The 22,297-nt window shown below is 40.1% G+C and carries 24 protein-coding genes and 1 tRNA gene; 5 read left to right on the top strand and 20 right to left on the bottom strand.

The genetic code is table 11. The features are described 5' to 3' along the window. Positions 1-18: 18 nt before the first annotated feature. On the bottom strand, positions 19-894 hold the full coding sequence (locus MHB79_RS04695) for a hypothetical protein (protein ID WP_310427296.1): 876 nt from the start codon (positions 892-894) through the stop codon (positions 19-21). 156 nt (positions 895-1,050) lie between these two features. Then, entirely contained in the window at positions 1,051-1,560 is a 510-nt protein-coding gene (locus MHB79_RS04690; RefSeq protein WP_003211812.1) for a YhcN/YlaJ family sporulation lipoprotein, read from the bottom strand. Positions 1,561-1,711: 151 nt separating this feature from the next. On the opposite strand from MHB79_RS04690, the gene MHB79_RS04685 reads away from it, so the two are divergent. Further along, a complete protein-coding gene (locus MHB79_RS04685) occupies positions 1,712-2,110 on the top strand; it encodes a hypothetical protein (protein ID WP_034620025.1) in 399 nt (132 codons plus the stop codon). Positions 2,111-2,144: 34 nt separating this feature from the next. On the opposite strand, the gene MHB79_RS04680 is transcribed toward MHB79_RS04685, so the two are convergent. Further along, positions 2,145-2,525: a hypothetical protein gene (locus MHB79_RS04680; protein WP_003211455.1), complete on the bottom strand. Its 381-nt coding sequence runs from the start codon at positions 2,523-2,525 to the stop codon at positions 2,145-2,147. Positions 2,526-2,623: 98 nt separating this feature from the next. Between MHB79_RS04680 and MHB79_RS04675 the strand changes: the two genes are divergently transcribed. Further along, the gene (locus MHB79_RS04675; protein ID WP_003211754.1) at positions 2,624-3,709 is read left to right on the top strand and encodes a GGDEF domain-containing protein; all 1,086 of its coding nucleotides are present in this window, start codon (positions 2,624-2,626) and stop codon (positions 3,707-3,709) included. A gap of 217 nt (positions 3,710-3,926) precedes the next feature. Beyond that, positions 3,927-4,127 carry a cold shock-like protein CspB gene (gene cspB, locus MHB79_RS04670; protein WP_003212277.1) on the top strand — a complete coding sequence of 67 codons (201 nt, stop codon included), beginning with the start codon at positions 3,927-3,929 and terminating at the stop codon, positions 4,125-4,127. A 113-nt stretch (positions 4,128-4,240) separates the two neighbouring features. Here cspB and MHB79_RS04665 read toward each other — a convergent pair whose 3' ends face one another. From MHB79_RS04665 to queG, 9 genes are all read right to left on the bottom strand, one after another. Continuing rightward, complete coding sequence (locus MHB79_RS04665; protein WP_003211027.1) at positions 4,241-4,600, bottom strand: hypothetical protein; 360 nt, start codon at positions 4,598-4,600, stop codon at positions 4,241-4,243. A 13-nt stretch (positions 4,601-4,613) separates the two neighbouring features. Beyond that, positions 4,614-5,138: a flavodoxin family protein gene (locus MHB79_RS04660; protein WP_003210946.1), complete on the bottom strand. Its 525-nt coding sequence runs from the start codon at positions 5,136-5,138 to the stop codon at positions 4,614-4,616. Between the two features lie 17 nt (positions 5,139-5,155). Continuing rightward, the gene (locus MHB79_RS04655; protein WP_050945441.1) at positions 5,156-6,775 is read right to left on the bottom strand and encodes a DHA2 family efflux MFS transporter permease subunit; all 1,620 of its coding nucleotides are present in this window, start codon (positions 6,773-6,775) and stop codon (positions 5,156-5,158) included. Between the two features lie 39 nt (positions 6,776-6,814). Then, the gene (locus tag MHB79_RS04650) at positions 6,815-7,447 is read right to left on the bottom strand and encodes an HlyD family efflux transporter periplasmic adaptor subunit (protein WP_003211200.1); all 633 of its coding nucleotides are present in this window, start codon (positions 7,445-7,447) and stop codon (positions 6,815-6,817) included. A gap of 363 nt (positions 7,448-7,810) precedes the next feature. Then, positions 7,811-8,974 carry a sporulation protein YhbH gene (yhbH, locus tag MHB79_RS04645; RefSeq protein ID WP_003211440.1) on the bottom strand — a complete coding sequence of 388 codons (1,164 nt, stop codon included), beginning with the start codon at positions 8,972-8,974 and terminating at the stop codon, positions 7,811-7,813. 139 nt (positions 8,975-9,113) lie between these two features. Continuing rightward, the gene (locus MHB79_RS04640) at positions 9,114-11,009 is read right to left on the bottom strand and encodes a PrkA family serine protein kinase (protein WP_003211752.1); all 1,896 of its coding nucleotides are present in this window, start codon (positions 11,007-11,009) and stop codon (positions 9,114-9,116) included. 518 nt (positions 11,010-11,527) lie between these two features. Then, positions 11,528-12,001, bottom strand: a complete 474-nt coding sequence (gene trmL / locus MHB79_RS04635) for a tRNA (uridine(34)/cytosine(34)/5-carboxymethylaminomethyluridine(34)-2'-O)-methyltransferase TrmL (protein ID WP_003211950.1) — start codon at positions 11,999-12,001, stop codon at positions 11,528-11,530. Positions 12,002-12,044: 43 nt separating this feature from the next. Further along, positions 12,045-12,947: an amidase domain-containing protein gene (locus tag MHB79_RS04630; RefSeq protein ID WP_106029883.1), complete on the bottom strand. Its 903-nt coding sequence runs from the start codon at positions 12,945-12,947 to the stop codon at positions 12,045-12,047. A gap of 61 nt (positions 12,948-13,008) precedes the next feature. Continuing rightward, a complete protein-coding gene (gene queG, locus MHB79_RS04625; protein WP_106029965.1) occupies positions 13,009-14,157 on the bottom strand; it encodes a tRNA epoxyqueuosine(34) reductase QueG in 1,149 nt (382 codons plus the stop codon). An 83-nt stretch (positions 14,158-14,240) separates the two neighbouring features. Here queG and MHB79_RS04620 point away from each other — a divergent pair, with 83 nt between their 5' ends. Next, positions 14,241-14,837, top strand: a complete 597-nt coding sequence (locus tag MHB79_RS04620) for a hypothetical protein (protein ID WP_223251207.1) — start codon at positions 14,241-14,243, stop codon at positions 14,835-14,837. 99 nt (positions 14,838-14,936) lie between these two features. On the opposite strand, the gene MHB79_RS04615 is transcribed toward MHB79_RS04620, so the two are convergent. The 7 genes from MHB79_RS04615 to MHB79_RS04585 form a co-directional block, all read right to left on the bottom strand. Further along, a tRNA-Gly gene (locus tag MHB79_RS04615) sits at positions 14,937-15,010 on the bottom strand. A gap of 127 nt (positions 15,011-15,137) precedes the next feature. After that, entirely contained in the window at positions 15,138-15,794 is a 657-nt protein-coding gene (locus MHB79_RS04610; protein ID WP_003211065.1) for a hypothetical protein, read from the bottom strand. Positions 15,795-15,875: 81 nt separating this feature from the next. Further along, positions 15,876-16,157: a hypothetical protein gene (locus MHB79_RS04605; RefSeq protein ID WP_003211021.1), complete on the bottom strand. Its 282-nt coding sequence runs from the start codon at positions 16,155-16,157 to the stop codon at positions 15,876-15,878. Further along, complete coding sequence (locus tag MHB79_RS04600; RefSeq protein WP_340989155.1) at positions 16,154-17,059, bottom strand: PqqD family protein; 906 nt, start codon at positions 17,057-17,059, stop codon at positions 16,154-16,156. Before MHB79_RS04600 ends, MHB79_RS04605 begins: the two co-directional genes overlap by 4 nt. After that, on the bottom strand, positions 17,043-18,509 hold the full coding sequence (locus MHB79_RS04595) for a hypothetical protein (RefSeq protein WP_340989153.1): 1,467 nt from the start codon (positions 18,507-18,509) through the stop codon (positions 17,043-17,045). Before MHB79_RS04595 ends, MHB79_RS04600 begins: the two co-directional genes overlap by 17 nt. Continuing rightward, positions 18,487-19,233 carry an ABC transporter ATP-binding protein gene (locus MHB79_RS04590; protein WP_050945447.1) on the bottom strand — a complete coding sequence of 249 codons (747 nt, stop codon included), beginning with the start codon at positions 19,231-19,233 and terminating at the stop codon, positions 18,487-18,489. The genes MHB79_RS04595 and MHB79_RS04590 overlap by 23 nt, the downstream gene beginning before the upstream one ends. 115 nt (positions 19,234-19,348) lie before the next feature. Next, complete coding sequence (locus tag MHB79_RS04585; RefSeq protein ID WP_003211695.1) at positions 19,349-19,561, bottom strand: hypothetical protein; 213 nt, start codon at positions 19,559-19,561, stop codon at positions 19,349-19,351. Positions 19,562-20,341: 780 nt separating this feature from the next. Between MHB79_RS04585 and MHB79_RS04580 the strand changes: the two genes are divergently transcribed. Beyond that, a complete protein-coding gene (locus tag MHB79_RS04580) occupies positions 20,342-21,637 on the top strand; it encodes a homocysteine synthase (RefSeq protein WP_340989151.1) in 1,296 nt (431 codons plus the stop codon). A gap of 37 nt (positions 21,638-21,674) precedes the next feature. Here MHB79_RS04580 and lepB read toward each other — a convergent pair whose 3' ends face one another. Next, positions 21,675-22,244 carry a signal peptidase I gene (gene lepB, locus MHB79_RS04575; RefSeq protein ID WP_003211638.1) on the bottom strand — a complete coding sequence of 190 codons (570 nt, stop codon included), beginning with the start codon at positions 22,242-22,244 and terminating at the stop codon, positions 21,675-21,677. Between the last annotated feature and the right edge of the window lie 53 nt (positions 22,245-22,297).

Raw genomic sequence — 22,297 nt, 5'->3', positions numbered from 1 at the left:
CCGACCTATATCCTCAGGTCAGCCGTTTTTTCTTTGATAACTCAGTTTAAATTGCTCTTCAAAATCTGCCAAACGTTGTCCTGTCGCTTGTTCAAAACCTCTATCAAAACGGCCAGTCTTCGCCGTTTCCTCCATAATCTCATGTATGACGTCTCGTCCATAAAGCTGCACGAGCTCATAAATCATATAGTAGCTTTGCACATAAACATCTGTCTCATACGTCATTCGGGAGTCCTGCCAATCTTGATCGGAATGAAGAAATTGAAAGGGAATGACGTCGAACCGTTCAGACGTGGCATTTAACACGTCATAGGCCGTCCATTCTGCTGTTCCCTCATGGAACCAAAGGGGAAAGATCACCGAAGACACTTCGTAAGAATGAACTTTTTCATAGAAAACAAAGTGAGCATATTCATGAATCAATAACGTGTTGAAAAAGTATAAAGGGAGTGTCTCTTTCTTCAATAATGCTTCCCGCTTATCTGGATATAACCCTATCATTTGATCATGATCGGAGTAAAAACCCGTAATATGCTTAATTCCTGCAAATTGCTCGATTGTCTCTTTATCATCAAAATAAATAATGTCTAAAGGTTTGTCAGTTTCAAATTGAAATACTGACGCTGTCCTCTTCTTTGCCTGATCCATGGCCTCAATTGTTAAATCAACAAAAGCGTCCTCTTCCTCTGCATAGTATATTCTAATATGTTCATAGACTTGCTTATTGAGTCCCTCCGTTAAAATCGTTTTAGGAGAAGACTGCTGCTCTAAATATTGTCCTGTCAGCTGAAACGCAACATAAATCAAGTACGCGGTGAAAGCATAAAAAATGAGACCTGCTGCTATCATTCCGCCTACAAGCTTTTTATGAATCAATGACGGCTTGGCTTTCATTTGCTCCCCACCTGAATTCATCCTGCAGCCTCTTTCTCTTTCTATGAAGAAACAAAGATCAACAAGAGGTGATATATTTTTTACTTTATGCAGTCAGGTGCGCAAGGTGCGGTTCCAAACAAAAAAGCCGCATATGACATACGGCTTTTGTCGTAGTTATTTTGATTCAGGGAAGACACGTCTGACCGTTTCAGTAAATTCATCGAAAAATCCTGAGATGGGCTCTCCGCTTCTAATACGTTTTCCGTACCCTTCCATACGATCGACAAAGTCTGGATTCGCAGATACATACACATTGTCGATTTGTTGATCCGTTGATTTGACTTTATCAGAAATTTTCTTTTTCAAATCTTCTGTTACATTACCGCTTTTATCGCCTTCAAGCATAACGGCAACAAATGCATTCTTTCCTGTAACAAGTACGTTCGCTGTTTTTACTTCAGACATGTTGGCTACTAGCTCTGACGCTTTATCTGCCACTTTGACCTTCTGAGGTGTTTGAACATCTGGCTGATCCTGCCTCATGTTGTCATTCTTATATGTGACATTTTCATACTGTCGTTTCATTGTTCCTCTTCGCTCATCGCCCTGGTTGTTCATACCACATCCAGTGGTGATCAATGCTGGAACGAGTAGTAAAGATAGCATCCATTTCTTATTCATCATTTATTCCCTCCTTTTGCTCTTAGGTTTTTCATCCAGCCGGCTTTTTATGCATACATCCTCTCTTTCAACGAAATGAATTCATAATTCAGCTTTGTTTGGTCATCCTAAACATGATGAAGAAGAATCATCACGATCAAATGGAGGGATTCGTTTGTTTAAAAAAAGAAAAGGCATGAGCACTGGCGCAATGATCGCAGCATCTACAGCCATCATTGCATTATTTTCCCCAGTTTTACGAAGAAGACTGAAAAGCATGACGCAAATGAATATGTCTTCAATGATGAAGGGAAAAGATCAACAGCACCATGAATCGTCTCGACAAGAGTCACACGCACAGAAAGAATCAAAGGGCACTGCGGAAATCGGACAAATGATGAAGCAGGCATTCACTGCTGTACAGCCAAATCATACGAATCCGCACCAATCGACATCAAGAAACCATCAGCCAAGAGAGTCTTATGCACAGTCTCTTCATATTGATGAAAGTGTCATGAATGTGATGGATGATGAATCAATCCAGCAAGTGATCAATGACATCGAGCACAAATAAGAAAACAGGAGCCTTTATGAATAGAGGCTCCTGTTTATTCTCCTGAAAAATGTTCTTTCATCATCACAGAGAAGAAAGGTAAAAAGGTGATTTCAACTGTTGTGATAAAATCGCCATAAGCTTCCACTATGATTAAAAGCTCTTTTTCGTATTGCTTGTCTTTTTTTATCTCTACATGTTGCACGGTTTTAAAATCATAGATGCCTAAAACAGATCCATCTTTTTTTCGAACAGCTTTTAACGTAAATTCTTGACTTCCAAGGTACATCGTGACAACGAAACGCTCGTCTTGATTCTCAAATCGAAATGTCAGGCTTTGATATTCAATAGGCATCCCTTTCTCGAACCTTTCATCAGGCTCCGTTTCAAAAAAAGAAAGCCAGTCCGTTTCATCTGGGAAGCGTTTTCCTCGCATATGTTTCGATCCCCTTATAAGTGAAATTTTTATTAATTATCCTTTTTCCCCTTTTCTTTTGCAACAAATTTTAGTAATTTTAAAAAGGTGATTTAATTTTGCTAAGAGACCTCTTTATTAATTTAACAATTCTTGTCACTTTTCATTATCTATTTCTGCTTGTGTTTAAAGAGAATTTTCTTAAGAAAGAAGATACCCTGCTCAGACAACTATTCAAAGGCATTCTTTCTGGGTTACTCGGTGTCCTCTTAATGTTCTTCTCTATCAAAGCAGGACCAGCCATCATCGATTTAAGACATATCCCCCTTATTTTAACGGCCTTTTATGGAGGCATCGCCCAAACCATCATTGCAGCCTGTGTTGTAATCATTGGTCGATTATTAATCGAAGCCAACGTCGCTTCTTTCATCAATATTTTTTCCATGATGATCATCGCAACAGCTTCTTTTTTAATTGCTGAGCGCCATATGAATCAAGTTATGAAAATGCTTTTGTCCATTACGTTAGGTAATGTCATTGCCACAAGCCTGTTTATCATGATCGTGCATGAGACATCATTTGAACTGCATTTTGCTTATTGGATGTTCTCATATGTTGCAGGACTGTTTAACTTTTACGTCATTGAGCATCAAACAAAAGCATATCAGCTGTTAAATTTGTATAAATTCCAAGCTCATTATGACTTTTTAACAGGTGTTTTAAATAAGCGGAAGTTCGATGAGGTCTTAAATGATGCTTTTTCGATGAAATTTAAGCAGCCTATCCATCAAATATCCCTTATTTACTTAGACATCGATTACTTCAAATCCATCAATGACCAATATGGACATCATGAGGGAGATATGGTTTTAAAAGAAATCGGAAAAAGGCTGATGAAAAACACAAGAAGCTCAGATTATATTGGCCGAATTGGCGGTGAGGAATTTGCCGTCCTTCTACCCAATTGTACAGTTGAAAAAACATGGCAGATTGCAGAACGCTTACGAAGAAAAATAGCAGATCAGCCGATTTATTTACAAAATGGCATGTCCATTCATATTACAGTATCACTTGGGTGTGCGTATTTCCCCGGGACAAGTCCAAATATCAAGCAATTACCGATTATAGCTGACCAAGAGCTCTATAAAGCGAAGCAGTCTGGCCGAAATCAAGTGAGCTTCTCAGGGAGAAAAAGAGGCCAATGAACATAGGCTTTTTCCTCAATTTGTTAGCGCTAATTATTTTTAAAAAAGTTTTTGGATAACAGTTGTTTTTTCCCGCAAACACTGGTAAAGTAAAGGTAATTATTTTTGTTCGTATCATCTTTAAGAAGAAAGTTTTGAAAGAGTTTTCGTCTTTGAAGTTTGTGTAAGAGCAAGAATAGTGAATTTAAGCGTTAAGATCGCTTTAGGAGGAAATTTCATGTTAGAAGGTAAAGTAAAATGGTTCAACTCTGAAAAAGGTTTCGGATTCATCGAAGTAGAAGGTCAAGACGATGTATTCGTTCACTTCTCTGCTATCCAAGGCGAAGGCTTCAAAACTTTAGAAGAAGGTCAAGCAGTTTCTTTCGAAATCGTTGAAGGTAACCGTGGACCACAAGCTGCTAACGTTAACAAAGCGTAATTTAAGAGCATCTGCTCTTTAGCACTTTATAGAGTGAAGGAAAACCGCCCGGCTTCTGCCGGCGGTTTTTTTGTGCTATAAAAAAAAGAGAACCTGACGAGAGGTTCTCTTTTTTATTTGTCGTTCTGCTTTAACTTCTGCAAAGCAGAACGATACATATCATCATTCATTTTAGTTTCTGGCTCTTCTTCTTTGACAGGTGGTTCTGGCTGCTTAAACTTTTGAAGCGCCTGTCTATAGAAATCATCACCAGACACTCGTTCATCCGTTTGAGAAGGCGTTGACGCTTCCTCTTCTACTTCAGGCTCTACAGGTCTCGCCGCAACTTCTGACTCGCTACGGGGCACGTCAGGCTGATTGGGCACATCTTCATTGATCTCTTTCTTCTCGACCGAAGCGTGTCTGACATTGAATGCTACTAATCCGATAATGACTAGAACAGCAGCTACTAACGCTACAATAATCGTCGCCAAAAGAACCCTCTCCTTATCGCTTAAATGACGCAGTGACTGATGCTACACGTCTTCCTAATGCTTTCCCGAGTTCAATGCCTTCTGTCGAAATCACTTCATCAGAATCAATCGGACATGTCACACCTGCTCCATAGTAAGAGCCGTATAAAGCATTTTCTGGCACATTTCCAGGAAGACCAACGACAAGCATCCCTTGGTGGAACATTGGTGTAATCAAATTATGCATCGTCATTTCTAAACCGCCGTGCGTTGTAGCAGTTGTACAGAAAACGGCACCGACTTTATCGATTAGTTTTCCCTCTGCCCATAGGTAGCCAAGACGGTCAATCCATGTCTTTAATCCAGCACTAATGGTCCCAAAGTGACCAGGGCAGCCCCAAATGATCGCATCCATTTGATCCAGCTTGCGAATATCCGCATCTTTCACGTGATCAACGAATACTTCAGCCTGCTCTGTTTCACCTGCGCCTGCTGCAATTGCTTCTGCCAGTGCTTTTGTATGGTTACCTTCACTATCGTATACGACATAAATTTTCATGTACGGTCCCTCCACACTTATCTTGCATCTTGGTTTGCTTCCTTAGGTGCTGGAAGCAGTGTTATTTCTTGTTTTTTATGCTGCTGATCTTTTCGCTTTTTATCCTTACGTACATCACGCAGGAACAAGCTAAGAATGACACCAGCGGCACAGAATAACGTTACCCACATGTAAGCATCATTGATACCCATTACGTTTGAATCAACCTGTGCTTTCGTAAAGAGCTGGGTGGATACATATTTTTGAGCAGCTTCAGCTGTCATGCCCATATGATGCATCACATTCGACACAGCCGCCTGGAATGAATTCATAAAGAATGGGTCCGCTGTATTTGTTTGATCCGCCATATTGGAATAATGGAATGTTGTCCGATTCGTATAAATCGTTGTGATCAAACTCGTACCGATCGAACCGCTTATTTGTCTTAATGTATTAGACATCGCTGTACCATGGCTGTTTAAGTGCTGTGGTAATTGGTTCATCCCAGCTGTCATCACCGGCATCATAAGGAGTGACATACCGAATGCACGCACTGCATACATGAGTACAATGTGACTATATGATGTATCAATGGTCAGCCTTGTAAACTCGAATGTGGTGACAACGGTAATGAGCATCCCCACAATCGCAAGCGGACGAGGTCCAAATTTATCAAACAAAATCCCTGAAATCGGAGACATAATCAGCATCGCAAGTGCCCCCGGAAGCATTAATAGCCCGGATTGCAATGCCGTAAATCCAACGAGGTTCTGCAAATAAATCGGAAGTAAGAACATCCCAGTGTATAAGGCAACTGTAATAATAATATTAATAACACTTGATAATGAGAAAATGCTGTATTTAAACACACGGAAATCAAGCATCGGATTATCAACTTTCAGCTGTTGGAAAATAAAGAGAATGATCGCAATCGCACCAACAATAATCGTCGATAAGACGATCGGATCTGTCCAGCCATCACTTCCGGCTTCACTCACTCCGTATAGAAGCGAAGCAAAACCAACGATGGAAAGAATCGCACCAAGGCCGTCCAGCTTGATCTTTTTAGGCTCTACAATATTTCTAAACATAAAGAAAGCCGCGATAATGACAATTGCTCCGATTGGAACAAGTCCATAAAACATAATACGCCAAGAATAATGTTCAATAATGTAACCAGATAATGTTGGTCCTACCGCTGGAGCAAACATCATTGCAAGACCGAAAATCCCCATTCCTTTCCCTCTGTTTTCAGGAGGGAAAATAAAAAGGATTGTTGTCATCACAAGCGGCTGCAGAATACCGCCGCCGATTGCCTGAATCAAACGACCGATAAGCATCGTTGAAAAGTTCGGCGCAATCCCGCAAATAAAGGTCCCTAGTGTAAACGAGATCATGGCAACTAAGAATAAGCTGCGCTGTCCAAAGCGTGTGATTAAAAACGCAGATAACGGAATCAGCACACCGTTGACAAGCATATAACCTGTTGTAAGCCACTGAATCGTCGTTGCACTCACATTAAATTCAGTCATTAAATGGGGCATGGCTACGTTCAGAAGTGTTTGGTTCAAAATCGCTACGAACAAGCCGGCCATTAAAATGATCAGTAAAGACAAGGAGCCTGCTCCCTGTTTTGTTGCTGCAGGTTGATTTGCCATCTCAGACAACCTCCTTTCATTTTTTGATATCAATCATCATTAAGATGAAATTTTGACAGAAGCATTCATACCAGGAAGTACTTTGTCTGATGGATTTTTAATTGAAATTTTCACTGCTACTTTTTGTGTGACTTTTGTATAGTTACCACTTGAATTTGTTGCTGGCAGCATGCTGAATGTTGAGTTTGTCGCATAACCAATTTGTTCAACTGTTCCTTCAAATGTTGTATCAGGATCACCATCTACGACGATGTCAACTTTGTCGCCTTTTTCAATGTTTTTAATATCTGTTTCTTTGATATTCGCTGTGATGTAAAGCTTGCTTAAATCAATCGTTTCACCAAGAACTGTACCAGGCTGCACTTGTTGATTGTTTTGTACTTCTTTTTTGACTAATGTGCCATCAGCCACTGATTTAATGTTTGTTTTTGTTTCTCCTTCAACTTTTGCAACTGTGCTGTCTTTTTGCACTTCGTCACCTTCATTGATATCCCAGCCTTTGATTTGTCCAGCTGCTGGTGCTGTGATTTGATACATGTCACCTGTCACTTTCGCCTCGTCAGTTTTGACAAAATTTGTGCTTTCGTAGTAGTAATAAGCACCTCCGGCAATAATGGCAAGAATTACAATAAGGCCAATAATGTTCGTTAGCAATAAACGCCCTCTGTTCATGTTTTGTTTCTCCTTTCATGTATAAAAATATAGTGTCATCTGCTTTAGCAAACTTAGAATGCCCATCATCTGACAGAATATGAAGCAAGCTCATAAAACTGTTATATCTCCTTCATCTTCCCCGCATGAATAATGGTGTGCAGCCCATTTATACTTATTGTTCACTCATGAGCAAAGAGTAGAAAAAGAAGAAAAGACGATCGGCATCTTTTTTGAAAAACTTATATTTAACAAGATTAAATATTAATAAATGAAAATTGAAATGTCAAAGAGAAAGTTTTACTTTTTTTCTGGTGATCCCTTCCTTCTCCATACAAAAAACCCTTCAGCCCTTATGCTGAAAGGTTTTTTCAAATGTGCTATTTACGAAAGAACTTCTTCCTGCTGAAAAAATTTTTTTAGGGCGAGAAAAACATCTGATTTTTGCTTCAAAATATAATGCTTAAATTTCTCATCCTGTATATGCTTATATGCTGACATTAATGTAGAATGCCGGTTGTATTGATTCACTTCACCATAACAGAATAAATTGGCTTTTTTCATAATTTCAGAAACAAGCTTTACGCACCGTGCATTGTCTGAGGTCAAATTGTCTCCATCAGAAAAATGAAAAGGATAAATATTATATCGCGATGGCGGATAACGTTCGTCTATGAGCTCTAGTGCTTTTCGATAGACAGAGGAGCAAATCGTCCCCCCGCTCTCGCCGCGCGAGAAGAAATGCTCTTCATCTACAACCTTCGCCTCTGTATGATGGGCAATAAATTCAATATCGACCGTCTCATACTTTGTCCGTAAGAAACGTGTCATCCAAAAGAAAAAACTTCTCGCCATATATTTTTCCCAAAGTCCCATACTTCCGCTCGTATCCATCATTGCCAAAACGACGGCTTTCGACTCTGGTTTGGTCACTTCATTCCACGTCTTATATTTGATATCCTCTGGGTAGATTGGATAAAAGGAAGGACTGCCTGTCATTGCATTTCGTTTAAATGCTGAGAGCATCGTTCGTTTTTTATGAATATTCCCTGTTAACCCGGTTTTGCGAATATCGTTAAACTCAATTTGCTCGACAATAATGTCGTCAAGCTCCTTTTGTTTAAGGTTTGGTAGCTCTAATTCCCGAAACAGCGCTTCCTCAAGATCCATTAATGAGACCTCTGCTTCGTAATAATCCTCTCCAGCCTGATCTCCTGCGCTCTGCCCCTTTCCTTGCCCTTGCTTACTGTCTGATCCATCACGTGCGACAATATCGCCTACCTCGCTATCTCCATCACCTTGACCCACATGCTTATTTTTATCGTAGTTGTACCGAATTTTATATTCATCTAACGAACGAATTGGAATTTTCACAACATCTTTTCCGTTAGACATGATAATGCTTTCTTCTGTGACAAGATCCGGCAAATTGTTTTTAATCGCTTCTTTGACCTTTTTCTGATGACGCTGCTGGTCGTCATAGCCTTTTCGATGGAGGGACCAGTCTTCCTGAGATACAATAAACTGACTTTTTTCTTGCCGGGACATCCATCCCCCTCCTCACCTGTTTGCACAATTCTTCTAACCACCGATTCCTTTATCTTATGCTGCTCGTCACCCAAGTTGACGGTCATTTCTAAAAAAGACATTACCGGTGCAGGTGCGCCAATAATGCCTCCTTCATTTATTAACGATTAAGAAGACTGCCTACATATTTTAAAAGTTCATTTGCACTTGTTGAATTATAGCCATGTTCATCAATTAATCTAGCCACTACTTCATTCACTTTCTTCAGCTGCTGTTCATCCGGTGTCTTCGTTGACGTCGTGATTTTCACCACATCTTTTAAATCAGCAAACAGCTTCTTCTGAATCGCCTCACGCAATCTCTCATGAGAATTATAATCAAAGCGTTTGCCCTTCCTCGCATAAGCCGAAATACGAATCAGAATTTCTTCTCTAAATGCCTTTTTCGCATTTTCAGAAATTCCGATCTGCTCTTCAATTGAACGCATAAGCTTTTCATCAGGATTCATTTCTTCACCGGTTAACGGATCACGCAGCTTGTTTTTGTTGCAATAGGCCTCGACATTATCTAAGTAATTATCCATCAGTGTTTTCGCAGACTCCTCATAGGAATACACAAATGCCTTTTGTACTTCCTTCTTGGCAATATCGTCGTACTCTTTTCGCGCAACAGAAATAAAATTCAAATAGCGCTCCCGGTCCTCGCTTGAGATAGACGGATGCTGATCGAGTCCTTCTTTTAACGAACGAAGAACATCCAGCGCATTGATCGACTCCATATTCTTCCGGATAATAGTGGAGGAAATGCGGTTAATCACATATCGCGGATCAATTCCGCTCATCCCTTCATCATGAAATTCCTTTTTCATCTCATCAATATCAGCAGATTGGAAGCCTTCGACACTTTCTCCGTCATACAGACGCATTTTTTTCACCAAATCAATATCAGAACGCTTCGGCTCTTTGAGTCTTGTCAAAATGGAGAACATCGCTGCTACTTTCAGCGTATGCGGGGCAATATGCACATCAGAAACATCACTTTCTGAAATCATTTTATGATAAATGCGTTCCTCCTCTGTCACCTTCAAGTTATAAGGAATCGGCATCACAATAATTCTTGAATGCAAGGCCTCGTTCTTTTTATTTGAAATAAACGACCGGTACTCGGTTTCATTCGTATGAGCAACGATCAATTCATCTGCACTAATCAAGGCAAAACGGCCTGCTTTAAAATTTCCTTCCTGCGTTAATGACAGAAGATGCCATAGAAACTTCTCATCACACTTTAACATCTCCTGAAACTCCATCATCCCTCGGTTTGCTTTATTGAGTTCTCCATCAAAGCGGTAGGCCCTTGGATCTGACTCTGATCCAAATTCAGCAATGGTTGAAAAATCGATGCTTCCTGTTAAATCAGCAATGTCCTGAGATTTCGGATCAGACGGACTAAAGGTACCAATACCGGTCCGTTTATCCTCTGAGAAGAAGATCCGTTCAACCCTTACATCCTCAATTCGTCCGCCATATTCCTCTTCCAGCCTCATCATATTCAGAGGGGACAAATTCCCCTGCACACGAATGCCATATTCTCTATAAAAATCCTCCCGCAGATTTTGCGGAATAAGATGAAGCGGATCTTCATGCATCGGGCAGCCTTTGATCGCATAGACTGCGCCATGATCTGTCAGTGAATATTCCTCTAGTCCTCTTTTCAGCCTAGTAACAAGCGTAGATTTCCCCCCGCTCACTGGTCCCATCAATAACAAAATACGCTTCCTCACATCGAGGCGCTTGGCAGCAGGGTGAAAGTATTCCTCCACTAATCTTTCCAATGATTCCTCTAATCCAAAAAGCTCCTGATCAAAAAATTTGTACGTTCTGACCCCATTCTCCTCTTCAATCCCGCTGTCTTTAATCATATGATAAACGCGAGAATGAGCAGATTGAGCGACAAGTGGATTTTCCTTTATAATGTCTAAATACTCGCCAAATGTGCCTTCCCATTTAAGACGCTGCTCTTCTTCTCTGTGCTGTTCGATTTTCTTTAAAATATCCATATGAACCTCCTCTTTCAAGATTGAAGCAAGTAATCAGATACTGTTTTACAATCTATGCGGAGGCGTCCTATTACATGCTTTCGTTCTTCAAAATGACGAATTGGCAAACTGAATTGACAACCATCCGCAAGACCCTTCATAATAAAGGAAAAACAGGAGAAAAATGATCTTCTTCTCCTGCTTTTCAAGGCGAACTTCACATCATATGAAACAGGCAGCGATAGAAACAAAGGGATAAGGGGGAGCTTATATGAGAACGGTCATTATGATGGGCGTCATCATTACGTTTTTAGTATCCATTTTCACAGCTGGCTACGAAGGCAAGCCTGGTAAATGAAAAAAAGGATGTTCCATGAGCGGAACATCCTTTTTTCATTTAGTTCGTTGTTTTTAGCACCTGCTTATTCACTGTGCTTCGATTTTTTCAATATGTCAAAAAATAGACTGAACAAATCATATTTTGTTCCTTATCTCATATAAAAAAAGCCGAGATTGGTATCCCAGCTTTCTTCTTAACCTTATATCAGATCTCGATATTGCTGCTGTCGAAGTGCCTCATACACAAGAATTGCTGCCGTATTCGATAGATTCAGAGAACGAACATGTTCTGTCATCGGTAGACGAAGGCAGCGGTCCATATTCCGCTCGATCAAATCTTTCGGCAATCCACTTGTCTCTCTGCCAAAAACGAAGAAGTAATCTTCATCTAACTGAGAGTAATCAAATGTCGTATGCGGCTTTTGGCCAAATTTTGTGATATAGAAGAATTGTCCCTTCGGATGAGCCTCAAACAATTCATCAAGCGAGTCATGATAGACGACATTGGCATATTTCCAATAATCGAGTCCTGCACGCTTCAGCATTTTATCATCTGTCGAAAAACCAAGCGGACGAATCAGATGAAGGGTTGTATTTGTTGCTGCACATGTACGCGCAATATTTCCAGTATTAGCTGGAATCTCTGGTTGATATAAAACGACATGAAGTCCCAAAAAAGTTCACCTCTAATTTTCTTTTCCGCTCAACATTATACCATTAACTACCCTTCGCGGCATCGTCCAAAATGTGAAAAAACGTATAACGAATAGCTGGTGTATAGGCGGTCGAATCCTCATACGACCAATAACGCATTCGGCTGTCATATGTCTGAGCATTCACAAGAGGCATTCCGCCTTTATCGTGATCGACGACAATGGTTGTATGATTATACCTGCCATCTCCCTCAAAATCGTAGCAAATGACATCACCAATTTGAAGCTCCTGCGCTTCCTTGAGTTTCTTTGCTCTTAAACCCGCTTTCGAATTCGCTAAATAATTTTTCATCGAATGAGCCACCGTCCAGCTATAGCTCCACGTATGCGGCCGCACCCACCAGCCAGATCCGCGGTTCGGATACCCTCTCGTTGGCGCATTCCCTGCCTTCAAGCATTGTGAAATAAAATTTGTGCAGTTATCATCGAAGTTTTTATAGGCGGGATTTCGTTTATTCCAGTACGTCTCCGCATATTGTACGGCTGCCCGCCGGTCATAGTGAAAGGCTCTCCCAAACTGTTCTTCGGTCTGAAAGCGCTCATCCACCTGCTCTTCCATTTGCCGCTTTTCTAGCATTATCCGATCTTTCACAAGCATGTCGTTGTAAAGGAACGCTTCTCTTTTTTCTACTTGTTCCTCTAAATAAAAAGAATCGTCTACATCCTTGCATACATAAGTGAGATGAGCAAGATACTGCACATGCTGAGCCCCATCATCCTGAATCGTTGAATCTAGGAGTGTTGCTTTCGCCTTCGCCTTGACAATCTCCACCTGTCTTCTAGCAAAAAGCTCTTTTTTCCGTTCGACTGCTTCCACATCAGACATGAGCTGCGGCTGTTTGATTGCACTTCCATTTAATAAATAACCAAGCCTGTCTTCTAATGTTTGCTCTAATAATTGTTTCACACAGACACCACCAAACTTTTTTTAAAATCTCTGTTTGGTTCATTCTATGTTCACAGAGATGTTATTTAGTATTTAAAGGTGTCTGTAAAAACTCAATCCCTTTGACAATTTCTTGTTTCGCTTCCTCATCACTTTCCCGCTCAAGGGCTTTTTCCAGCTCTGGGAGTAGCTGCTCGTCGCCAATTTTCCCAATTGCCCAAGCAGCCGTGCCTCGAATAACAGGCCTTGGATCCTTGTGCATCAAATCAATCAACACGGGTAAGGCAGATGTATCTTTAAAGTGAGCAAGTGCCAAAATCGCATTTCGCTGAATTGGCTTTTTCCCCCGCCATGAACCTGAAACATGACCGTATTTTTCCTTAAACTCACGATTACTGATCGTAAGAAGCGGCTTTAAGAGCGGCTTCGCAATTTCAGGATCCGGCTCCATTTCAGGATGCAGGTGAAAGTCCTTCCCTTTATTGATCGGGCAGACAATTTGGCACGTATCACACCCATATAAACGATTTCCTATTTTCGAACGAAACTCGTCAGGCAAAAATCCTTTCGTTTGCGTTAAAAAGGAAATACATCGCTGGGAATTCAGCTGTCCTGGATTTACAAGTGCACCAGTTGGACACGAATCAACACATTTATTACACGTTCCGCACTGGTCTTCAATTTTTTCATCCGGTTCAAATGGGACATTTGTGATCATTTCAGCCAAATACACGTAAGACCCAAACTCTGGCGTGATAATCATACAGTTCTTCGCACTAAAACCTATGCCAGCACGTTCCGCTACTGCACGATCGGACAGCTCCCCTGTATCCACCATTGATTTTGTTCGTATATCGACATGTTTGCTTCGCAAGAATTCCTCGAGCATATCGAGCTTTTTTTTCAGCACAACATGATAGTCTGTTCCCCAAGAAGCACGGCAAAAGATCCCTCTTCTTGCATCCTTTGTACTTCGAGGAGCATCTTTCATTTTGGAAGGATACGCGAGCGCTATCGCAACAATTGATTTGGCCTTCGGAAGCAGCAAAGAAGGGTTTGTTCGTTTTTCGATATCAGGCTCTTCAAAGCCTGACAAATACCCTAACGATTCATGTAAGATGAGGCGATCTTTTAATGAATCAAATGTATCAGCACTTGCAAATCGGATTTTATCGACACCAATTTCTTTCGCATATTGAATCAATTCTTCTTTTAATTCTCCAACATGAATCACCTTGCAAACCTCCTTTCTTTGTTTCTTCTGTTGTTTTCAGTATAATACGAGTGTATCATGACCGATTGGAGTGAGTCACTGTGAAGATACATATGGAAATTTCTCATCCTGACAACCCGTCTATCCATGTTGGACAGATTGAATATTCGCATATTGAAGTTGGCACATCCCCTCAAATGTTAAAAGGCCGGCTACGCCTGTTTCAAGAATCTTTATTCTTTGAATACGAAGATAAAGTCTTAGAAGAAGTATCAGCAATCAAAGAATGGACGGACCTTTTAAAAGACGTTCCTTTCCTGCCAATTCTTGCTGATATCCAAAAGGAACAATTTATTGACTCGACCAATTCCGTACAGGATTTGTCGATCTTTTTCTCTTTAAAATATTTCTTGCCTATCCTGACATTCGATGCTGATCGCATAGAAGAGCCGCTTTCACTAGCAAAACATGAGAGTGGTTACATTGAATGGCAGGACAACGCAGGACTTAAGGGATTATTTTCTCAACCAAGTAAAGCACACATTTCTCAAGACACAAAAAACATTCTGCAAATCATTCTGTTTCCGCCATCTATTTCCAGGGAAAAGAGTGAAGCTCTCATCCAATCCTTGACAAAGATGTTTGTACAAATACATGGTGGAGAAAGTAAATATGAATTTATTGAAAAAGCACTGTAGCTTGACAGTGCTTTTTCACATTATACTGACATAATAAAAAACGCAACACTTCGTTTATCTAAGAAACGAAATACTGCGTTATTAACAAAAATTATGTATTGGAGCGGGTGATGAGAATCGAACTCACGACATCAGCTTGGAAGGCTGAGGTTTTACCACTAAACTACACCCGCATCAATTTTTCAAAAGCAACGTCATCGCGTTGACCTTTATTATGTTACAACTTCCTAAACAATTCGTCAAGAGAATATGAAGATTTTTCGTCAAAAAACTTCATATTCTCCGTATATATTACGATAGTTATTTATCGAGCTGGATGTAAAATAAGTAGGCATGTGACTTATTCTTCAGCGCTTGCTTAGGATTTTTCTCAATCTCTTCAAGCATTGGTGAATTTCCGTCTTTCCCCATTGCCGCTGTATACGCAATCAGTGCCTTTCCTCCAGAAGAGACTTTGACAGTTTCAGATTGTGCAGAAAAAACATAGTCACTTACTTTGAACGGAAAGCTTGCTGTTGCTTTCGTCATTCCCTCGTTCTTGTTGTCTGACCACATACTAAATTGTGATTCATATGTATCTTTCTCATGCCTTAATTGTAAGAGCACATTCATCGTTTGGTCGGTTCCATCCTGATGTAAAGTAAAGGTGGCAGATGACGCTTCCTTATTAGCTAATCGGCCATTTTTATAATGACTCCCGATAAACGTAATACTCTTATCCTTCTTCGTTAATCCTTTTATTGTCAAAGCGACCATTTCATTAGTGGTTGATGCTTCTAGTAAGTTTTTTTCTTTTTTTGTCAGTTTCATTTGTTCGATGGTTACTTGCTTCTTAGTAGCAGACTCCGTGTTTATTGTCGATACCGTCTTCTCGGTTTGCGTGGTTTCTTCAGCCTTCTCACCGCATCCTGCTAATAGAAAAACAGTGAATATAAGAACACTCCATTTTTTTAACATTGAGATCCCCTTTGATGTTTTTTATTTTCTATTATACTAAAATTTGGTTGGACATACAAAAAAAAGATTAGGAGAATTCTCCTAACCTTTCGCTTTTTTCTGCTTCATGGCTGATAAGATAGCCACAATGAGAAAACTCGCGGCAAAAATCACAATCATATAAATAAAAAAGTTTGGCTTGATTTGAAAAGTAAATGCGGATGAACCTTCCATCTCAAAAGCGAGACTGTTAAATAATAAAGCATCATTCGTTTTTGATTGAAATAAATGATAGAATAATATGCCGATTGTCAGCATCGGAAAGCCTAAAAACCCCAGAAAACCACCAACAATAGCACCTTGTTTCATCGCCTGTACGTTCATGATCGTTGTCCTCCCATTCCCCCAAGCAATAGCTGCTTCATAATGGATTTACCATCCCCCATAAATGGAAGAAGATAGAGTAATTGAATAAAATACGTGATTGAAAAAATAAAGAAACCTGTTGAAATTGGATTTTCTTTTAGACATAATACGGTCACAATGATCCCTGCTGCTCCGATCACACCTGGGACAAGCGGCCCAAGCAGGGTAATCCATACCTGCTTTTTCTGAAACGGATCTAATACCGGTCTCACAAATTTCACTGACATCATATCACTTGCAAAAAAACCTTGTGGACCATCCCGTCCCGCAAATTTCCGATGCGTATAGCCGTGTGCTGCCTCATGTAAGGCCGTTCCCGTAATTAATCCAAAATAAATAATTGTAAAATAAATCGCAATGGCTGCAATCGACCGGTCAGGAATGAATAAAAAAGCGATTCCTGCCATGACCATAAATAGCATCCAGAAAAAGATGATTTTACGCGTCACCATGAGTAATGCTGTCCCAAAAATATGAAGGAACGAGTGACCAGTGCAATCAAATCGTTCCTTCATTTTCACTTGATACTGCTTGAAAAATTGACAGCAGGCTGTCACAATCCGATATGGTGATTGATAATGAATAGACAGTAAGTGGTTCTGATTCAACCCCATTATCAGTTGATAAAAGTCACGAGAAATCACAGACTCATCGACCTGAAACAAATCGGCGAGCTCTGTGGTAATACTCGCTTCTGTCCTTTTGCCATCTACTTTCGTTAACATATGATAGGCACTTTCATTAATCGGGAGTGTGCTTCCATACTGCGTATCCGTGAGATGCCTCTTTTGTAAGGTCACATACGGCGCGAAAGCCGGTACCCGCTCAATCTTTAGCTTATTGTTAAGAAGTTGAATCATGTGAATACCTCCATGAAAAACCTTTGTATATGGCAAAGATGAGCAGACCTTCAAATGCAGCTACAAGCAGCCACTGAAGCGTTTGACTCGACTCCCCTATGACATAGTTTCCAATAAAAACAATCGGAATCATGAGTAAAATAAGTGCTCCAAATGAAAAAATGCCTGTGTAAGGATTGTTCCGATCAAGCGGAAGTAAAATACCTACTACATAAAAGAGCGCAGTGGCATTGCATAAGACAGCGGCCCCAATCAATACGTTCCAAACCTGATCAGGAAGCGTCAGCGTTGTCAGCATGAAGATTGCAATTTGCAGTACACCAACAAACAAAAGCCCGATAAACTTATACAGAGCCACTTCCCACGATCTTAGACCAAATGTTTTGTACATCCCCAGCATTCGTTTATCATTGCCAAATGAATTGAAGGCGGTTAATCCAGCAAGAGCGCAGAGAACAAAAAATGCTTCTTCTTCAAAACGGAATCCAAATTGATAACGGACGAATAAGATCACAATGAGGAGAATGAGAAAGTTTAAAATGTTTTCTTCATTTCGCACCTGTGATTTCATTTCCTTTACAATAAGTGACCATTTTTTTGAAGAAGAGAACGGCAGTTTGTTTAAGAAGGTTAACGCTTTTTTCTCTGCCATAATCGGCATCATCGCAAGGGAAAGAAATGCACCGCTCGCCGATAAAAGGATAAACAGAATCAAAATTGCATAGTTTACCCCTTCAGGAGACATCCCTTGAGCCGCTAAGAAAAACGGTGCTGTAAAATACATCAAATGATAATCAAACTGTATATATGATTGCTGAATTTGACTGATATCAAAATGCGTCATTCCATACGCTACAACCAGTGCTAATAAAACAAAGATCGCTGCAAATTTTTGCAACGGTAATTTTAATTTCAGAATGACCAAATACGTCATATTATAAATGAGTTGCAAAAGCATTAAGACAAAAAGCGATTGCAAAATCACCATCAAAAAGAACGTAAAGATAAAGAAAATACCTATTCCCTGGGCAATAAAATTAGGTAAAAGCAGAATACCGATAAAAAATAAAACAAGTCCTGCCACTACTGTCACCATCGGAATAAAGTAACCAAGGCTTTTCTGAAAGGTAGAAAGCGGGAACCAGCTGAGCTGCATAGAAAAACGGTCTTGCTCAGGCGTTCTGACCTTGATCAAAATGAATAACAGGCTAGTAAAGATGGATGCATTGATCGCCATTGACACAACGAGTAATCCTAGTGAGCGCTCATCGCCATTTAAGAAAGCCTTCATAAAGACACCCGTAAAACTGTATCCGATGATGGCGCCCATTGTGACGGCAAATAAAAAGAATAAGATCACAATGATCCGCTTCGTCTGAGTATCAAAGAGCTTATACATCTCCTGCTGCCACATTTTAAGCATCATTCTAGAAATGATTAATGATTTCATCAAAATGTGCACCCCTATCACTTAACATTGAAGCTTTCAGAAACACCTGTTCCAATGTGCTTGATTGATACTTCTCTTTTAAGGCTGAGACCGTTCCTTCATCCATTTTATTTCCCTTAGAAATAATGGCGATTTTGTGGCACAGCTCTTCCGCTGAAAGCATATCATGCGTTGAAAGCAAGATCGCACCATGGTGCTCGGCATAACGCTTCATCAGTTTCTTTGTGTTTATAACCGCTTCAATATCAAGTCCTCTAAAGGGCTCATCCATGATCACCAATTGACTATCAAGCATAAAGGCGGCAATCAGCTGTGTCTTTTTTTTCATACCATGTGAATAGGTTTCAATCGGTCTTGATAAAGCCGAGTCCATATCAAACAGTTCAATTAGTTGATTTCTTCTATGAATTGTTTTACATTCATACATAGAAGAAACAAAATCTAAATATTCAGCCCCAGTCAATGCTTCAGGGAGCAGCAGATCATCTGGAACATAGGCTACTTGTTTTTTAAAGGATGGTTCGTCATTTGTGACATCCTGCAACAGAATCGTTCCTTCTGTATGCTTAATGATGCCGAGTATACAGTTAATCATCGTTGTTTTACCAGAACCATTCGGTCCAGCAACAGCAACGATTTGATGAGGGTCGATTTTTAAATGAAAATCATTGACAGCAGTCACGTTATTTTTATACGTCTTGGTTAATTTCTCGATCGTAAACATATAACCTCCAAGTGTCTGCATATTCTTTAAAAACAGATCAGGCTAAACCGCCCGCCACAGACGGTTTAGCCTTGGTGTCATTTCATAGAAGTAAAAAGATGAATCCTAAGTATAGCTACTTACATTCAATTTGGACTTTTAAGCCACTTTCCCACTGAACGGCTCCTGTAAAGCTACCCTTGCCGTTTGCTAAACACCAAACTGCTGCTCCTAGAACAACTGTTGCTCCCAATCCAAGAAGGACAGCAACAAATACTAAGAACCAAGCTTGGTCCATAATAGCAGGTTCCATAGTGGAATAGTCAACTTGCGGCGCTGCATAAGTCATACTTTTCACCTCCCAGCTTATGATGATCGTATCATAGGCTCTACTCTCCAAACATCAACAGAAGATCCCATTTTTGACCGAACGTACTTTCGGATAAAATGTGACTTTTTATTCAATTCTTCACTTTTAAGTGCATGACCCCTATCTTATTAGCTAGATTTTTCCACTCCTTAAGAACCACAAAACCCATATAATGGCAATTGAACCATCTTTTTTCTTCTTTTTTTGAAATAGTCCATTTTTATCAATCCCTTTATATATTATTTCTTTTTTGTGAAATAGAAAGAATTCCCCCGATATATCAGATAAAAAGGTCCTAATTATATGTCGTTAACACACCATTTATGAAATATTTACTGATAATTCCGATAAAAGAGTGAGTCTATTTCCCTTCTTCTCTTGTCACTTAAAATATGTATATACAAGAAAGTCCATTGGGAAAAAAGCCCTTTCTTTTCTTGAGTAACATCCAACATATGATTCGCTTCTTTTTATGAAAAAACAACTTACAGCATAGACATTCCCATGATTTCACTAGTTGGCAATGATTGATTGCTTTCAAAAAAACTGATCCGTACTCTCTAATGCAACAATCCCTCTTTTCATCCAGCGTATCCACACCCTTCCTCATTGAAATTAAAAAAGCCCATCAACTTTATTTATTATTTTTTCAGATTTATCTAAAAAAATGATTGACCAAGCTCGAAACAAGATTTATAGTCTTATTAAATATTTCTTATCAAAGTAGTTGGTTTTATCTAACAAAAGGAGGATACACACATGTCAGAAGAACGTCCATTCCGTTTAGAAACAAAAGCCATTCACGCAGGTCAGGAGCTTGATTCAGCAACCTATTCAAGAGCCGTGCCTATTTACCAAACAAGCTCTTTCGGTTTTAGAGATAGTGAGCATGCGGCGAATTTATTCGGACTGCAGGAAACCGGAAATATTTATTCTCGCATTATGAACCCCACAAATGACGTCTTTGAAAAACGGATCGCCGAGCTTGAGGGCGGCATTGGTGCACTTGCTGTCTCTTCTGGACAAGCAGCGACCACTTATTCTATTTTAAATATTGCAGGAGCTGGTGACGAAATTGTATCCTCAAGCAGCCTTTATGGAGGCACCTACAATCTGTTTGCTCATACGCTTAAAAAGCTCGGCATTACAGTGAAATTTGTCGATTCATCCAACCTTGAAGAACTCGAAGCAGCGATTACAGACAAAACGAAGGCAGTGTATGCAGAGAGTATTGGGAATCCTAAAGGCGACATTCTACATATTGAAGCCATCTCAGCCATTGCACACAAGCACCACATTCCGCTTATTGTGGACAATACGCTCGCAAGCCCATATTTATTAAGACCGATTGAGTTTGGCGCAGACATTGTCGTCCATTCCGCTACAAAATTCATTGGCGGTCATGGTACATCAATTGGCGGTGTCATTGTCGATAGCGGCAAGTTTCCTTGGGCCGACAGTGATAAGTTCAAAGGGCTGACTGAACCAGATCCAAGTTATCACGGCCTGACGTATACCGAAGCAATTGGAGAAGCGGCTTATATCACAAAAGCACGTGTGCAGCTCTTACGGGATTTAGGAGCAGCCTTGTCACCTTTCAATTCATTTTTACTTCTGCAAGGCCTAGAAACTTTGCATCTGCGTCTCGAGCGACATAGTGAAAATGCGTTAAAAACAGCGCAATTCTTACAAGATCACCCTCTTGTAGATTGGGTAAGCTACCCAGGTCTTGAAAGCCATGAATCTTATGAGCTTGCTCAAACCTATTTACCAAAAGGACAAGGCGCCATTCTCACATTCGGTATTAAAGGTGGACGAGAAGCAGGTAAAAAGCTTATTGATTCAGTTAAACTTTTCTCACATCTCGCAAATGTGGGCGATTCTAAATCATTGATCATTCATCCTGCCAGCACAACGCATCAGCAATTAAGTGAAGCAGAACAAAAAGCGACAGGCGTGACACCTGAGCTCATTCGTTTATCTGTTGGAACAGAAGCGATTGAAGACATTATTGCAGATCTTGAACAGGCGATCAAAAAAAGCCAGGCTGAATGAAATAGAAAAAGCACACCTCTGTGTGCTTTTTTATGTTTCATTCATTATTGAGTAGTCGAACGTCTTGGAAAGGATAGAACACAAATGATGTCGTTCCTTGAATATCACTCTTTGTAAAAAGACCTAAGCCATTACGACTGTCCATTGAGTTTTGACGGTTGTCACCCATGACAAAATACTTGCCTTTTGGAACGGTAAGAGGACCAAAATCAGGTGTCAGCAAGATGCCATCTGCGGCTGCTTTCTTTTTGTTTGACGCTAAGTAAGGCTCTGCCACCTTTTGACCATTGACATACAGCTGGTCATTTTTCATTTCAATTTTATCACCAGGTAAACCAATCAACCGTTTAACATAATGAGTACTGCGGTCTTCCCCATCAAGAACAATGATCTGTCCCCGCTTATAATCACCGAAATAATCAACCGTCTTATTCACAAAAACCCGCTCTGTATTATGCAATGTTGGATCCATAGAGGTCCCTTTTACAATATACGGTGCGAATAAAAAGTTACGAATGATAAAAACGGCAATGAATGCGATCAAGATCGCTTTGAGCCAGCCCCATACTTCTGATTTCTTTTTTTGTGTTTTTGTATTTGTTGTCATAAGCTCCTCCTGAAATCCCCTAGGACGAAATGAGTTCCGCTAGCTGCACGCCA

Source organism: Bacillus sp. FSL M7-0558 (assembly GCF_038003245.1).
In the GTDB taxonomy this organism is placed as follows: Bacteria; Bacillota; Bacilli; order Bacillales; family Bacillaceae; genus Bacillus; species Bacillus pumilus.
The sequence above is the reverse complement of the archived record's forward strand: the minus strand, read 5'-3'. Positions and strand labels throughout refer to the sequence as shown.

What these genes read in the sequence shown, in the direction of transcription:
- MHB79_RS04695 (WP_310427296.1), bottom strand. Translation starts at nt 894, where the DNA reads ATGAAAGCCAAGCCGTCATTGATTCATAAAAAGCTTGTAGGCGGAATG.
- MHB79_RS04690 (WP_003211812.1), bottom strand. Translation starts at nt 1,560, where the DNA reads ATGATGAATAAGAAATGGATGCTATCTTTACTACTCGTTCCAGCATTG.
- MHB79_RS04680 (WP_003211455.1), bottom strand. Translation starts at nt 2,525, where the DNA reads ATGCGAGGAAAACGCTTCCCAGATGAAACGGACTGGCTTTCTTTTTTT.
- cspB (WP_003212277.1), top strand. Translation starts at nt 3,927, where the DNA reads ATGTTAGAAGGTAAAGTAAAATGGTTCAACTCTGAAAAAGGTTTCGGA.
- MHB79_RS04660 (WP_003210946.1), bottom strand. Translation starts at nt 5,138, where the DNA reads ATGAAAATTTATGTCGTATACGATAGTGAAGGTAACCATACAAAAGCA.
- MHB79_RS04655 (WP_050945441.1), bottom strand. Translation starts at nt 6,775, where the DNA reads ATGGCAAATCAACCTGCAGCAACAAAACAGGGAGCAGGCTCCTTGTCT.
- MHB79_RS04650 (WP_003211200.1), bottom strand. Translation starts at nt 7,447, where the DNA reads ATGAACAGAGGGCGTTTATTGCTAACGAACATTATTGGCCTTATTGTA.
- yhbH (WP_003211440.1), bottom strand. Translation starts at nt 8,974, where the DNA reads ATGTCCCGGCAAGAAAAAAGTCAGTTTATTGTATCTCAGGAAGACTGG.
- MHB79_RS04640 (WP_003211752.1), bottom strand. Translation starts at nt 11,009, where the DNA reads ATGGATATTTTAAAGAAAATCGAACAGCACAGAGAAGAAGAGCAGCGT.
- MHB79_RS04610 (WP_003211065.1), bottom strand. Translation starts at nt 15,794, where the DNA reads ATGTTAAAAAAATGGAGTGTTCTTATATTCACTGTTTTTCTATTAGCA.
- MHB79_RS04605 (WP_003211021.1), bottom strand. Translation starts at nt 16,157, where the DNA reads ATGAACGTACAGGCGATGAAACAAGGTGCTATTGTTGGTGGTTTTCTG.
- MHB79_RS04600 (WP_340989155.1), bottom strand. Translation starts at nt 17,059, where the DNA reads ATGATTCAACTTCTTAACAATAAGCTAAAGATTGAGCGGGTACCGGCT.
- MHB79_RS04595 (WP_340989153.1), bottom strand. Translation starts at nt 18,509, where the DNA reads ATGAAATCATTAATCATTTCTAGAATGATGCTTAAAATGTGGCAGCAG.
- MHB79_RS04590 (WP_050945447.1), bottom strand. Translation starts at nt 19,233, where the DNA reads ATGTTTACGATCGAGAAATTAACCAAGACGTATAAAAATAACGTGACT.
- MHB79_RS04585 (WP_003211695.1), bottom strand. Translation starts at nt 19,561, where the DNA reads ATGACTTATGCAGCGCCGCAAGTTGACTATTCCACTATGGAACCTGCT.
- MHB79_RS04580 (WP_340989151.1), top strand. Translation starts at nt 20,342, where the DNA reads ATGTCAGAAGAACGTCCATTCCGTTTAGAAACAAAAGCCATTCACGCA.
- lepB (WP_003211638.1), bottom strand. Translation starts at nt 22,244, where the DNA reads ATGACAACAAATACAAAAACACAAAAAAAGAAATCAGAAGTATGGGGC.